10 protein-coding genes and 1 pseudogene are annotated in these 13,999 nt (G+C 73.5%); 10 read left to right on the top strand and 1 reads right to left on the bottom strand.

Annotated elements, in window-relative coordinates; genetic code table 11:
- Positions 1–85 precede the first annotated feature (85 nt).
- Positions 86–3,025: an FAD-binding and (Fe-S)-binding domain-containing protein gene (locus ACIG0D_RS09045; protein ID WP_399797527.1), complete on the top strand. Its 2,940-nt coding sequence runs from the start codon at positions 86–88 to the stop codon at positions 3,023–3,025.
- Between the two features lie 212 nt (positions 3,026–3,237).
- Positions 3,238–4,167, top strand: a complete 930-nt coding sequence (locus ACIG0D_RS09050) for an EamA family transporter (RefSeq protein ID WP_399797530.1) — start codon at positions 3,238–3,240, stop codon at positions 4,165–4,167.
- 134 nt (positions 4,168–4,301) lie between these two features.
- Here the strand turns inward: ACIG0D_RS09050 and ACIG0D_RS09055 are convergent, their stop codons facing one another.
- Positions 4,302–4,577, bottom strand: coding sequence for a hypothetical protein (locus ACIG0D_RS09055; protein WP_399797533.1), 276 nt, complete (start codon positions 4,575–4,577; stop codon positions 4,302–4,304).
- 159 nt (positions 4,578–4,736) lie between these two features.
- On the opposite strand from ACIG0D_RS09055, the gene ACIG0D_RS09060 reads away from it, so the two are divergent.
- From ACIG0D_RS09060 to ACIG0D_RS09095, 8 genes and pseudogenes are all read left to right on the top strand, one after another.
- Positions 4,737–5,543: a TIGR03084 family metal-binding protein gene (locus ACIG0D_RS09060; protein ID WP_399797536.1), complete on the top strand. Its 807-nt coding sequence runs from the start codon at positions 4,737–4,739 to the stop codon at positions 5,541–5,543.
- On the top strand, positions 5,540–7,216 hold the full coding sequence (locus tag ACIG0D_RS09065; RefSeq protein ID WP_399797539.1) for an acyclic terpene utilization AtuA family protein: 1,677 nt from the start codon (positions 5,540–5,542) through the stop codon (positions 7,214–7,216). Before ACIG0D_RS09060 ends, ACIG0D_RS09065 begins: the two co-directional genes overlap by 4 nt.
- Positions 7,213–8,811, top strand: coding sequence for an acyl-CoA carboxylase subunit beta (locus tag ACIG0D_RS09070; RefSeq protein WP_399797541.1), 1,599 nt, complete (start codon positions 7,213–7,215; stop codon positions 8,809–8,811). The genes ACIG0D_RS09065 and ACIG0D_RS09070 overlap by 4 nt, the downstream gene beginning before the upstream one ends.
- 8 nt (positions 8,812–8,819) lie before the next feature.
- On the top strand, positions 8,820–10,667 hold the full coding sequence (locus tag ACIG0D_RS09075; protein WP_399797544.1) for a biotin carboxylase N-terminal domain-containing protein: 1,848 nt from the start codon (positions 8,820–8,822) through the stop codon (positions 10,665–10,667).
- 80 nt (positions 10,668–10,747) lie between these two features.
- On the top strand, positions 10,748–11,881 hold the full coding sequence (locus tag ACIG0D_RS09080) for an acyl-CoA dehydrogenase family protein (protein ID WP_399797547.1): 1,134 nt from the start codon (positions 10,748–10,750) through the stop codon (positions 11,879–11,881).
- 209 nt (positions 11,882–12,090) lie between these two features.
- Positions 12,091–12,660, top strand: a pseudogene (locus ACIG0D_RS09085) (AMP-binding protein); the annotation flags it as partial.
- Positions 12,657–13,391, top strand: a complete 735-nt coding sequence (locus ACIG0D_RS09090; RefSeq protein ID WP_399797550.1) for an enoyl-CoA hydratase family protein — start codon at positions 12,657–12,659, stop codon at positions 13,389–13,391. The pseudogene ACIG0D_RS09085 and the gene ACIG0D_RS09090, both read left to right, overlap by 4 nt.
- A 4-nt stretch (positions 13,392–13,395) precedes the next feature.
- Positions 13,396–13,998, top strand: coding sequence for a TetR/AcrR family transcriptional regulator (locus ACIG0D_RS09095; RefSeq protein WP_399797553.1), 603 nt, complete (start codon positions 13,396–13,398; stop codon positions 13,996–13,998).
- Position 13,999 lies beyond the last annotated feature (1 nt).

Here is a 13,999-nt window from a genome sequence, read left to right on the forward strand (position 1 = left end):
TCCTGGACCTGTGGAGATCTACAGGAGACCGGCTCCGGGGTGCGTGCGGCCCGTCACCGGCGGCGGCCGGAGGCATTCTGGACGCATGACGGATCCCCGAGCCGATCTGCCTGCCGGTGCGACGACCGGTCTGCCTGCCGGTCTGTCTGCCGGTCTGCCCGCCGGGGCGCGTGCCGGCCTCGCCGGGCTGCGCGCCGACCTGGCCGAGCTGCGCGCCGGTCTGCGTGCCGCCGTCCGGGGCGAGGTCGGGTTCGACGTCACCTCGCGGGCCCTGGTGACCATGGACGCCTCCAACTACCGGCGGGTGCCGCTGGGAGTGGTCGCGCCCCGGGACGCCGACGACGTCGCGGCGGCGCTGGAGGTGTGCCGCGCGCACGGGGTGCCGGTCGTCGCGCGAGGCGGCGGAACGTCGATCGCGGGGCAGGCGACGGGCACGGGGGTGGTGCTGGACTTCACCCGGCACATGAACCGGCTGCTGAGCCTGGACCCCGAGACCCGCACGGCCGTCGTCCAGCCGGGACTCGTCCTCGACCGGCTCCAGGAGGCCGCCGCGCCGCACGGACTGCGCTTCGGCCCCGACCCCTCCACGCACAGCCGCTGCACCCTCGGCGGGATGATCGGAAACAACTCCTGCGGCTCCCACTCGGTGGCCTGGGGCACGACCGCGGACAGCGTGCGGGCGCTGACGGTGGTCACCGCGCGAGGGCGGCGGCTCAGGCTCGGACAGGGCTGGGAGGGGGCGCCGGAGGGCTTGCGGGCGCTGGTGGAAGGGGAGTTGGCCCGGCTGCGGACCGGCTTCCCGGACCTCCCGCGCCGCATCTCCGGTTACGCGCTGGACGCCCTGCTGCCCGAGAACGGCGCCGACGTCGCCCGCTCCTTCTGCGGCTCCGAAGGCACCCTCGGCGTGCTGACGGAGGCGGTCGTACGGCTCGTCGAGGCCCCGCGCGCCCGGGCCCTGGCCGTGCTCGGGTACGCCGACGAGAGCGCGGCGGCACAGGCCGCGGCGGGACTCCTGCCGTACGGGCCGCTGACGGTGGAGGGTATGGCCGCCGACCTGGTCCCTTCGCCGGCCGCGCTGCCCGGAGGCGGGGCATGGCTGTTCGTGGAGACCGGCGGCGAGTCCGAGGTGGAGGCCCGCGCCCGCGCGGAGGCGATCGTGCGGGCCGCCGACGTCGTCGACGCGCTGGTGCTGACCGACCCGGCCGGCCAGCACGCGCTGTGGCGCATCCGCGAGGACGCGAGCGGTACGGCGACCCGGATGCCGGACGGCAGCGAGGCATGGCCGGGATGGGAGGACTGCGCGGTGCCGCCGGCGCGGCTCGGCGCGTACCTGCGGGAGTTCCGGGCGCTGCTCGCCGCGCACGGCCTGCGGGGCACGCCGTACGGGCACTTCGGGGACGGCTGCATCCACGTACGGATCGACTTCGACCTGCTGACCGAGCCGGGCGTGGCCCGCTTCCGCCGCTTCTCCGAGGAACTGGCCGAGTTGGTCGTCGCCCACGGCGGCTCGCTCTCCGGCGAACACGGCGACGGCCAGGCCCGCGCCGAACTGCTGCCGCGGATGTACGGGCAGGAGATGGTGGCGCTCTTCGAGCGGGCCAAGGCGGTCTGGGACCCGGACGACCTCCTCAACCCCGGCATGCTGGTCCGCCCGGCCCGCCTCGACGAGAACCTCCGCTTCGCCCCGCTGCCCCGCCGCCCGGTCGACGTGGCGTTCGGCTACCCGGCCGACGGCGGCGACTTCTCCGCGGCCGTACGACGGTGCGTCGGCGTCGCGAAGTGCCGTACGGCGACGGTGAGCGGCCCGTCCGTGATGTGCCCGTCGTTCCGCGTCACCGGCGAGGAGGCGCACTCCACGCGGGGGCGGGCCCGGCTGCTGCACGAGATGCTGGCCGGCGAGGTGGTGACCGACGGCTGGCGCTCGCCGGAGGTGCGGGACGCCCTCGACCTGTGCCTGTCCTGCAAGGGCTGCCGCTCGGACTGCCCGGTCGGCGTCGACATGGCCACCTACAAGGCCGAGTTCCTGCACCACCACTACGCAGGCCGGCGCCGCCCCGCCGCCCACCACAGCATGGGACGCCTGCCGGAGTGGCTGCGCGCGGTGGACCGGACCCGGACGGCGACGCTGGTCAACGCCCTGGCCGGCGTGGGGCCCCTGGCGCGGATCGGCAAACGGCTCGCCGGGATCGCGGGGGAGCGGGACATCCCGCCGCTGGCGACGGAGCCGTTCAGCCGGTGGTGGCGGAAGCGGGAGGCGTCCGCGCAGGTGCCGGGCGGTGCGCGGGTGGTGCTGTGGCCGGACACCTTCACCGAACATCTCTCGCCGTCCGTGGGCCGGTCGGCGGTCCGCGTCCTGGAGGCGGCGGGACTCGCCGTCACCCTGCCGCCCACGGCGGGCCGCCGCCCCTCTCGGGTCTGCTGCGGGCTGACGTACGTCTCCACCGGCCAGCTCGACCGCGCCCGCACGGTCATGCGCCGCACCCTCGACGTGATGACACCGGTGCTGGAGGCCGGCACCCCCGTCGTGGTCCTCGAACCCAGCTGCGCGGCGGCGCTCCGCACCGACCTGCCCGAGCTGCTGTCCGACGACCCGCGCGCCGCCCGCCTGGCCTCCCGCGTCCTCACCTTCGCCGAGTCCCTGGACCGCCTCGCCCCCGACTGGACCCCGCCCCGCCTCGACCGCCCGGCCGTCGGCCAGACCCACTGCCACCAGCACGCCGTCCTCGGCGACGCCCCCGACCGCCGGCTGCGCGCCGCCGCCGGACTCACCGGCGAGCTGTCCGGCGGCTGCTGCGGCCTCGCCGGCAACTTCGGGTTCGAACGCGGCCACTACGAGGTCTCGGCGGCCTGCGCGGAGGAGCAACTGCTGCCGGCGGTACGCACGGCACCCGAGGGCGCGGTGGTCCTGGCGGACGGCTTCTCCTGCCGGACCCAGTTGGAGCAACTGGGCGGCGTACGCGGGCGCCACCTGGCGGAGGTGCTGGCGGAGGCACTGGAGGACGGGCCGGGCGCGGGCGCCGGGTGAGGCGCTGGGTGGGGCGCCTGGCGGGGCTCCGGGTGAGGCGCTGGGCCGAGTCGTCATCGACCGAGCCCGGCCCGCCGAGGGCCGAGAAGTAAGTGGCATAACCGCTTCACACACCTGATGTAGTCCATTACCCTGGACCGAGCAGTTCATCACGCTGAACAAACCTCCTCGCTTCGAACCGAGCACTACGCAACCGAGCCACTGGACCGCCCGTGACCAGCCCCGAGACCGCCACGACCCCCTCCGTCGCCGCCGCCTCCCACGCCCCTTCCGGCACTCCTGGCCGCTTCGGCTCGCTCGGTCCCGTGGGACTGGTGTTCGCGGGCGGGATCTCGGTGCAGTTCGGCGGGGCGCTCGCCGTGATGCTGATGCCGAGGGCCGGGGCGCTCGGCGTGGTGGCGCTGCGGCTGGCCGTGGCCGCGGTGGTGCTGCTGGTGGTCTGCCGGCCCCGGCTGCGCGGCTACTCCCGGGCCGACTGGGGCACGGTCGTCGTCTTCGGCGTCACCATGGCCGCCATGAACGGCCTCTTCTACCAGGCCGTCGACCGCATCCCGCTGGGCCCCGCGGTCACCCTCGAGGTGCTGGGCCCCCTCGCCCTCTCCGTCCTCGCGTCCCGTCGGGTGATCAACCTCGTCTGGGCGGGCCTCGCCCTCGCCGGTGTCTTCCTCCTCGGCGGTGGAGGCTTCGGTGATCTCGACCCGATCGGCGCGGCCTTCGCGCTGGGCGCGGGCGCGATGTGGGCGGCGTACATCGTCTTCAGCGCCCGCACCGGCCGCCGCTTCCCGCAGGCGGACGGCCTCGCGCTGGCCATGGCGGTGGGCGCGGTGCTGTTCCTCCCGCTCGGCCTCGCGGAGTCCGGCGGCAAGCTCCTCGACCCGGTCACCCTGGGCCTGGGCGCGGCGGTCGCCCTCCTTTCCTCCGTGCTCCCCTACACCCTGGAACTCCTGGCGCTGCGCCGCCTGCCCGCCTCCACCTTCGCGGTCCTGATGAGCCTGGAACCCGCCATCGCCGCGACGGCCGGCTTCTTCCTGCTCGACCAGACCCTCACCGCCACCCAGGCCCTCGCCATCGCCCTGGTCATCGTGGCGAGCATGGGTGCGGTGCGGACGCAGGTGGGGCGGAGGAAGGCAGCGGTTTCCTGACGTCGTGCGGCGCCTCCGCCGCCCTGCGCGGAGGAAGACGGCAGTTGCCTGAGTCGCGCGGCGCCTCCGCGGCCCCGGGCGGAGGGAGACGGCGGTTCCCTGACATCGCGTGAGGTCGCCGCGGCCCTCCTGGGTCAGGCCACCGCGGGGCGTATCAGGCGCCGCACTCCCACCAGCGCCCCCGGTATCGCGGCGGCGTGCCCGAGCAGGGCGAGGAAGTAGCCGTTTCCGGTGGCGGCGTCGAGGGCGGCGCCCGCCAGGGCGCCGAGTATGTAGCCGGCCCACGCCCCGGCCACGGCACCGGCCACGGCGCCGAGCGCGGCGCGTGCCGAGGGCAGCCACTGCGCGGCGATCAGAACGACCGTCACCAGCAGCCCCATCGCGGTCACGGACAGTGCGGGCATCAACATGCCTCCAGCATCGCCGGGCTGCCGTCCGTTCCCATCCGGGATGCCCCGGAGACGACCCTGAGACGCACCCCGAGGCACCCCGAAGCGCCCCCGCGCCCCCACCGAGAAATTCATGCAAGCATGCTTGCTTGTTTCTGCCCCCACTGCCATGCTCCCCCCATGGCCGACCCGACCCCCCTGCCCGTGTTCGACGACCTCCGCGCCGAAAGCGACGAACTCGACCAGCTGGTGGCCGAGTTGGAGCCGGAGCGCTGGGCGCTCGCTACCCCCGCGCCCGGCTGGACCATCGCCCACCAGATCGCCCATCTCGCCTGGACCGACCACTCCGCGCTGCTCGCGGTGACCGACCAGGAGGGGTTCCGGGCGATGGCCGAGAAGGCCCTCGCGGCACCGGACTCCTTCGTGGACGAGGGCGCCGAGGAGGGCGCCCGCACTCCGCCCGCCGAGCTGCTGGAACGCTGGCGGGAGGGCCGTACCGCCCTCGACTGGGCCCTTCGCGCCGCCCCGGCCGGCACCCGCTTCCCCTGGTACGGGCCGCCGATGTCCGCGGCGTCCATGGCCACCGCCCGCCTGATGGAGACCTGGGCGCACGGACTCGACATCGCGGACGCGCTCGGCGTCACCCCCGCCCCCACCGACCGCCTCCGCCACATCGCCCGGCTCGGCTACCGCACCCGGGACTTCGCCCACGTCGTGCACGGCGTACCCGTCCCCGCCGATCCGTTCCGGGTCGAGCTGGCCGGTCCGAGCGGTGACGTGTGGGTCTTCGGTCCCGAGGACGCTTCGCAGCGCGTCACCGGCCCCGCCCTCGACTTCTGCCTCCTCGTCACCCAGCGCGCGCACCGCTCCGACCTCGCCCTGCGCGCCGAAGGCGCGGACGCCGACCGCTGGCTGGACATCGCGCAGGCCTTCGCGGGACCGCCCGGCGGCGGACGGCCGGAGAAGACGAAAGGGGACGGGCGGTGAGCGTGCTGCGCATCGGCAACGCCTCCGGCTTCTACGGCGACCGCTTCGACGCGCTGCGCGAGATGCTCACCGGCGGCGACCTCGACGTCCTCACCGGCGACTATCTCGCCGAGCTGACCATGCTGATCCTCGCCCGGGACCGGCTGAGGAACCCGGACGCGGGATACGCCCGCACGTTCCTGCGGCAGCTCGAGGACACGCTCGGACTCGCCCACGAGCGGGGCGTGCGGATCGTCACCAACGCCGGCGGCCTCAACCCCGCCGGACTCGCCGACGCCGTACGGAAACTGGCCGACCGCCTCGGTGTCCCCGCCCACGTCGCCCACGTCGAGGGCGACGACCTGACCTCGGCGTACCCGGGCAGCCTCGCCGCCCACGCCTACCTCGGCGGTTTCGGCGTCGCCGCCTGTCTGCGCGAGGGCGCCGACATCGTCGTCACGGGCCGGGTGACGGACGCGGCGCTGGTCAGCGGGCCCGCCGCCGCGCACTTCGGCTGGGCGCCCACGGACCACGACCGGCTCGCGGGAGCCGTCGTCGCCGGGCACGTACTGGAGTGCGGAACGCAGGCGACCGGCGGCAACTACGCCTTCTTCGGGGACGGAGACGTCCGGCGGCCCGGCTTCCCGCTCGCCGAGGTCCACGCCGACGGCACCTGCGTCATCACCAAGCACCCCGGCACCGGCGGATTCGTCGACACCGGCACGGTCACCGCGCAGCTTCTCTACGAGACCGGCGGCGCCCGCTACGCCGGACCGGACGTCACCGCGCGGCTGGACACCGTACGGCTCACCCAGGACGGGCCCGACCGGGTGCGGATCGACGGCGCGCGCGGGGAGGCGCCCCCGCCCTCCCTCAAGGTCGGCGTGAACCGGCTCGGCGGGTTCCGCAACGAGGTCACCTTCGTGCTGACCGGCCTGGACATCGAGGCCAAGGCGGCGCTCGTACGGGAGCAGATGGCCGGAGTCCTCGCCAAGTCGCCGCCCGCCGAGGTCCACTGGGACCTCGTCCGCACCGACCGGCCCGACGCGCCCACCGAGGAGACCGCGAGCGCCCTGCTGCGGCTGGTGGTCCGCGACCCCGACCAGGAGATCGTCGGGCGCCCTCTCACGGCCGCCGCCGTGGAACTCGCCCTCGCCAGCTACCCCGGCTTCCATGTGCTCGCGCCACCGGAAAAGGGCTCTCCCTATGGGGTGTTCGAGGACGCGTACGTCCCCCAGGGCGCCGTCGGCCATGTGGCCGTCCTCCACGACGGGCGGCGGATCACCGTAGCCCCACCCCAGGACACGCGCGCCCTGCACCCGGTCGAGGAACCGCCCCTGCCGGAGCCCCTGCCGCCCGGACCCACCCGCCGCGCGCCCCTCGGGCTCGTCGTCGGCGCGCGCAGCGGCGACAAGGGCGGCAACGCCAACGTCGGTGTGTGGGCGCGCACGGACGACGGCTGGCGCTGGCTCGCCCACACGCTCACCGTCGGCCTCTTCCGGCACCTGTTGCCCGAGACCGCCGGCCTGACCGTCGTACGCCACACCCTCCCGAACCTGCGCGCCCTGAACTTCGTCGTCGAAGGGATCCTCGGCGCGGGCGTCGCCGCCCGGCACCGCTTCGACCCGCAGGCCAAGGCCCTCGGCGAATGGCTGCGCTCCCGCCACCTGGACATACCGGAGTCCCTCCTGTGACCGTCCTCCCGTCCTCCCTGGACCCCACCGACCCCGCCTACGCGGCGAACCGTGAGGCCATGCTCGCCAAGCTCGCCGACCTCGACACCGAGCACGCCAAGGCCCTCGCGGGCGGCGGCGAGAAGTACGTCGAACGGCACCGGCGGCGCGGCAAGCTCCTCGCCCGTGAACGCATCGAGCTGCTGCTCGACCCGGACACCCCGTTCCTGGAGCTGTCGCCGCTGGCCGCCTGGGGCAGTGAGTACGCCGTCGGCGGCTCCCTCGTCACCGGCATCGGCGTCGTCGAGGGCGTCGAATGCCTGATCACCGCGAACGACCCCACCGTGCGTGGCGGCGCCTCCAACCCCTGGTCGCTGAAAAAGGCCCTCCGCGCGAACGACATCGCGCTCGCCAACCGGCTGCCCAGCATCAGCCTGGTGGAGTCCGGGGGCGCCGACCTGCCGTCCCAGAAGGAGATCTTCATCCCCGGCGGCGCCATCTTCCGGGACATCACCCGGCTGTCCGCCGCCGGCATCCCCACCGTCGCCGTCGTCTTCGGGAACTCGACCGCCGGCGGCGCGTACATCCCCGGCATGTCCGACCACGTGATCATGGTCAAGGAGCGCGCCAAGGTGTTCCTCGGCGGGCCGCCGCTGGTGAAGATGGCCACCGGGGAGGAGAGCGACGACGAGTCCCTGGGCGGCGCCGGGATGCACGCGCGCGTGTCCGGCCTCGCCGACTACTTCGCCGTCGACGAGCCGGACGCGCTGCGCCAGGCACGGCGGGTCGTCGCCCGCCTCAACCACCGCAAGGCGTACCCGGATCCGGGGCCCGCCGAGCCGCCCAAGTACGACCCGGAGGAACTGCTGGGCATCGTCCCCGGCGACCTGAAGACCCCCTTCGACCCGCGCGAGGTCATCGCCCGGATCGTCGACGGCTCCGACTTCGACGAGTTCAAGCCGCTGTACGGCACCAGCCTGGCCACGGGCTGGGCCCGCCTGCACGGCTACCCGGTCGGGATCCTCGCCAACGCCCAGGGCGTGCTGTTCAGCCAGGAGTCCCAGAAGGCCGCCCAGTTCATCCAGCTCGCCAACCAGCGCGACATCCCGCTCGTCTTCCTGCACAACACCACCGGCTACATGGTCGGCAAGGAGTACGAGCAGGGCGGCATCATCAAACACGGCGCGATGATGATCAACGCGGTGAGCAACTCCCGCGTGCCCCATCTCTCCGTCCTGATGGGCGCCTCCTACGGCGCCGGCCACTACGGCATGTGCGGGCGCGCCTACGACCCGCGCTTCCTCTTCGCCTGGCCCAGCGCCAAATCGGCCGTCATGGGCCCCCAGCAGCTCGCGGGCGTCCTGTCGATCGTCGCCCGGCAGTCGGCCGCCGCCAAGGGGCAGCCCTACGACGAAGAGGGCGACGCCGCGCTGCGCGCCATGGTGGAGCAGCAGATCGAGTCCGAGTCGCTGCCGATGTTCCTGTCCGGGCGGCTGTACGACGACGGCGTCATCGACCCGCGCGACACCCGCACCGTCCTCGGCCTGTGCCTGTCGGCCGTCCACACCGCGCCCTTCGAGGGCGTGCGCGGCGGCTTCGGCGTCTTCCGGATGTGAGGGACCCCGTGATCACTTCTGTACTCGTCGCCAACCGGGGCGAGATCGCCTGCCGGATCTTCCGCACCTGCCGTGAGTTGGGAATCCGGACGGTCGCGGTCTACTCCGACGCCGACGAAAACGCCCTCCACGCGCGCGTGGCCGACACGGCCGTACGCCTCCCGGGCACCGCCCCCGCCGACACCTACCTGCGCGACGACCTGATCGTGAAGGCCGCCCTCGCGGCCGGCGCCGACGCCGTGCACCCCGGCTACGGCTTCCTCTCCGAGAACCCCGACTTCGCCCGCGCGGTTCTCGACGCGGGCCTCGTCTGGATCGGCCCGCCACCGCAGGCCATCGAGGCCATGGCGTCCAAGACCCACGCCAAGGAGCTGCTGGGCCTCGCCCCGCTGCGCGAGGTCACCGAGGCCGACCTGCCCGTGCTGGTGAAGGCGGCGGCCGGAGGCGGCGGGCGCGGCATGCGCGTCGTACGCCGCCTCGCCGACCTCGACGCGGAACTGACGGCCGCCCGCGCGGAGGCACGCTCCGCGTTCGGCGACGACGAGGTGTTCCTCGAGCCGTACGTCGAGAACGGCCGCCACGTCGAGGTGCAGATCCTCGCCGACACCCACGGCACGGTGTGGGCGCTCGGCACCCGCGACTGCTCCCTCCAGCGCCGCCACCAGAAAGTCGTCGAGGAAGCCCCCGCACCGGGTTTGACTTCCGAACTGACCGGCGAACTGCACGAGACCGCCGTACGCGCCGCCCGAGCGGTCGGCTACACCGGCGCCGGCACCGTCGAGTTCCTGGTCGCCGACGGCACCGCCCACTTCCTGGAGATGAACACCCGCCTCCAGGTCGAACACCCCGTCACCGAAGCCGTCTTCGGCATCGACCTGGTCGCCCTCCAGATCCGCGTCGCCGAGGGCCACGCCCTGGAGAACGACCCGCCACGCGCGCGTGGCCACGCCGTCGAGGCCCGCCTCTACGCCGAGGACCCGGCGAACGGCTGGGCCCCGCAGACCGGCACCCTGCACCGCCTCACCGTCCCGGACACCGTCCGCCTCGACACCGGCTACACCGACGGCGACCCGATCGGCGTCCACTACGACCCCCTCATCGCCAAGGCCGTCGCCCACGCGCCCACCCGCGCGGAGGCCATCCGCAAACTCGCCGGCGCGCTGGCCGAGGCGGCGATCCACGGCCCGGTCACCAACCGCGACCTCCTCGTCCGCTCCCTGCGCCACCAGGAGTTCACGTCCGCCCGCATGGACACCGGCTTCTACGACCGGCACCTGGATAAGCTGACCGAGCCCACCCCCGACCCGTACGCCCCGCTCGCCGCAGCCCTCGCCGACGCGTACGGCCGCTCCCGCTTCGGCGGCTGGCGCAACCTGCCCTCCCAGCCGCAGACCAAGCGCTACGCCATGGCGGGCGAGGAACACGAGGTCCACTACCGCCACACCCGCGCGGGCGGCCTCGAAGCCGACGGCGTACGCGTCCTGCACGCCGACTCCGGTCTCGTCGTCCTCGAAACCGACGGCCTACGACGGACGTACACGATCGCGCGCTACGGCGACCGGATCCACGTCAACGCCACCACCCTCCACGCCCTGCCCCGCTTCCCCGACCCGGCGCAGCAGCACGTCCCGGGCTCCCTGCTCGCCCCCATGCCCGGCACGGTCGTCCGCATCGCCGACGGCCTCACCGAGGGAGCCGCCGTCCGGGCCGGTCAGCCCCTCCTCTGGCTGGAGGCGATGAAGATGCAGCACCAGATCGCGGCCCCGGCGGCAGGGACTCTGAACGTCCTGCACGTGTCCGAGGGACAGCAGGTCGAGGTCGGTGCCCTCCTGGCCGTGGTGACTTCCACTCCCTAGGGGGGCGGGGCTGCATCGATATGCGGCTCCGCCGCGTGTGTGCGAGAAACCACCGACAACCCGCAGACCGAAGGACCCCCATGACCACCCTCATCGAATCCGAAGAGAACAAGGCCCTCCGATCCGCCGTAGCCGCCCTCGGCACCCGCCACGGCCGCCACCACAACCCCCGGGAACTCTGGTCCGAGGCAGGCAAACTCGGCTACCTCGGCGTCAACCTGCCGGAGGCCTACGGCGGCGGAGGCGGCGGCATCACCGAACTCTCCATCGTCCTCGAAGAACTCGGCGCCGCGGGCGCCCCCCTCCTCATGCTGATCGTCTCCCCGGCGATCTGCGGCACGGTCATCGCCCGCTTCGGCACGGACGAACAGAAGCGGACCTGGCTCCCCGGCATCGCCGACGGCACCCGCCTCATGGCCTTCGGCATCACCGAACCCGACGCCGGCTCCAACAGCCACCGCATCACCACCACCGCCCGCCGCGACGGCACCGACTGGCTCCTCACCGGCCGCAAGGTCTTCGTCTCCGGCGTCGACATCGCCGACGCCACCCTCATCGTCGGCCGCACCGAGGACGCCCGTACGGGCCGCCTGAAGCCCTGCCTGTTCATCGTCCCCCGGGACGCCCCCGGCTTCGAACGCCGCAAGATCGACATGGAGCTGGCCGCCCACGAGAAGCAGTTCGAACTGACCCTCGACGACGTCCGGCTCCCCGCCGACGCGCTCGTCGGCGACGAGGACGCCGGCCTGCTGCAACTCTTCGCCGGACTCAACCCCGAGCGGATCATGACGGCCGCGTTCGCGATCGGCATGGGCCGTCACGCCGTCGCCAAGGCCGTCGAGTACGCCCGCGACCGCACCGTCTGGAAGTCCCCGATCGGCGCCCACCAGGCCATCGCCCACCCCCTCGCCCAGGCGCACATCGACCTCGAACTGGCCCGCCTGATGATGCAGAAGGCGGCCCACCTCTACGACGCGGGCGACGACTTCGGCGCCGGCGAGGCCGCCAACATGGCCAAGTACGCCGCCGGAGAGGCCTGCGTCAAAGCCGTCGACCAGGCCGTCCACACCCTCGGCGGCAACGGGCTCACCCGCGAGTTCGGCCTCGCCTCCCTCATCACGGCCGCGCGCGTGGCCCGTATCGCGCCCGTGAGCCGGGAGATGATCCTGAACTACGTCTCCCACCAGACCCTGGGCCTGCCCAAGTCGTACTGAGCCCGTACCCCCGCCACCGCGCGAGGAGGAACCGCATGTTCCGCAGCGAGTACGCAGACGTCCCACCCGTGAACCTGCCCATCCACGAGGCGGTCCTGGGCCGCGCCGCCGAGTTCGGCGACGCCCCCGCCCTCATCGACGGCACCGACGGCACCACCCTCTCCTACGAACAGGTCGACCGCTTGGTCGCCCGGTACGACCTGACCTCGCAACTCATCGCCGGCACACAGATGCGCATCGTCTCCCTCGACGACCCCACCAAGGACCTCGGACCCGGCGAGGCGGGCGAGATCCTGATCCGCGGCCCCCAGGTCATGAAGGGCTACCTGGGCCGCCCCGACGCCACCGCCGCGATGATCGACCCCGACGGCTGGCTCCACACCGGCGACGTGGGCCACGTCGACCGTGGGGGCACCTCCCGCTCGAGCGAAGCCGAGAGTGGGGGAGGCTGGCTCTTCGTCGTCGACCGCGTCAAGGAACTGATCAAGTACAAGGGCTTCCAGGTCGCCCCCGCCGAACTCGAGGCACTGCTCCTCACCCACCCCGGCATCGCCGACGCCGCCGTCATCGGCGTCCACGACGAGAACGGAAACGAGGTCCCCCGCGCGTACGTGGTCCGCCGGCCCCACGCGGGAGACCTCTCCGAAGGAGAGGTCATGATGTACGTCGCCGAACGCGTCGCCCCCTACAAACGCGTCCGCCAGGTCACCTTCATCGACACCGTGCCCCGCGCCGCCTCCGGCAAGATCCTGCGCCGCGAACTCAGGGAGCGGACATGACCGCGATCACGCGCAACCGCGCCCGAGGCATCGAAACCCTCACCCTCGACGCCCCGCACCACCGCAACGCGCTCTCCGCGGCCCTCGTCGGTGAACTGGCCGACGCCCTCACCGACTGCGGCAAGGACCACGACGTCCGCGCGGTCGTCCTCACCCACACCGGCACCACCTTCAGCGCCGGCGCCGACCTGCGCGACCCGCCCCACCCCGACGCGCTCGTCGCCCTCCTCCGGCAACTCGTCGCACTGCCCAAACCCGTCGTCGCCCGCGTCACCGGCCACGTCCGCGCGGGCGGCCTCGGCCTCCTCGCCGCCTGCGACATCGCCGCCGCGTCCCACACGGCCACCTTCGCGTTCACCGAAGTACGGATCGGAGTGGCCCCCGCGGTGATCTCCCTGCCCCTGCTGCCCCGCACCGACCCACGCGCCCTCGCCCGCTACTACCTCACCGGGGAACGCTTCGACGCCCCCGAAGCGGCCCGCATCGGCCTGATCACGACCGCCGGCGACGACGTCGACGACCTCCTCACCCCCATCCTCGACGGGCTCCGCCGCTCCTCGCCCCAGGCCCTCACCGAGACGAAACGGCTGCTCACGGCTAGGGTGCTGAAAGCCTTCGAACAGGACGCGACCGCACTGACCGCGCTCTCGGCCAGGCTGTTCGCCTCCGCGGAGGCCCGCGAAGGCATGACGGCCTTCCTGGAACGACGGGATCCCGAATGGGTGCTGTGACGGAATGAGTGCTGTGACGACAGTCGACCGCGTCCCCAAGCAGGACCGCAGCCGCGCCACCCGGCAGCGGCTGCTGGCCGCCGCCGTGGCCTGCCTCGCCGAACACGGCTGGGCCGGGTCCACGGTCTCCGTCGTCGCCGAACGCGCCGGCGTCTCCCGCGGCGCCGCCCAGCACCACTTCCCCACCCGCGAAGACCTGTTCACCGCCGCCGTCGAGTACGTCGCCGAAGAACGCTCCCACGCCCTGCGCGCCCTCTTCCCCGAGGGTGCCGCCGGCGACCGCCGGGCCGTCGTCGCCGCCCTCGTCGACCTCTACACCGGCCCCCTCTTCCGCGCCGCCCTCCACCTGTGGGTCGCCGCCTCCAACGAGGAGCAGCTGCGGCCCCGCGTCACCGAACTCGAAGCCCGCGTCGGCCGCGAGACCCACCGCATCGCCGTCGACCTCCTCGGCGCCGACGAGTCCCGCCCCGGCGTCCGCGAGACCGTACAGGGCCTGCTCGACATGGCCCGCGGCCTCGGCCTCGCCAACCTCCTCACCGACGACGCACCCCGCCGCGAACGCGTGGTCGACCAGTGGGCGGCACTGATCGAAGGCGCGCTGGACTGAC

This window comes from Streptomyces sp. NPDC052773 (genome assembly GCF_044547145.1).
GTDB lineage: Bacteria > Actinomycetota > Actinomycetes > Streptomycetales > Streptomycetaceae > Streptomyces.

Coding starts and splice junctions, on each gene's coding strand:
- ACIG0D_RS09060 (WP_399797536.1), top strand. CDS start 4,737: ATGGCCGACCCGACCCCCCTGCCCGTGTTCGACGACCTCCGCGCCGAA.
- ACIG0D_RS09055 (WP_399797533.1), bottom strand. CDS start 4,577: ATGTTGATGCCCGCACTGTCCGTGACCGCGATGGGGCTGCTGGTGACG.
- ACIG0D_RS09095 (WP_399797553.1), top strand. CDS start 13,396: ATGAGTGCTGTGACGACAGTCGACCGCGTCCCCAAGCAGGACCGCAGC.
- ACIG0D_RS09080 (WP_399797547.1), top strand. CDS start 10,748: ATGACCACCCTCATCGAATCCGAAGAGAACAAGGCCCTCCGATCCGCC.
- ACIG0D_RS09090 (WP_399797550.1), top strand. CDS start 12,657: ATGACCGCGATCACGCGCAACCGCGCCCGAGGCATCGAAACCCTCACC.
- ACIG0D_RS09045 (WP_399797527.1), top strand. CDS start 86: ATGACGGATCCCCGAGCCGATCTGCCTGCCGGTGCGACGACCGGTCTG.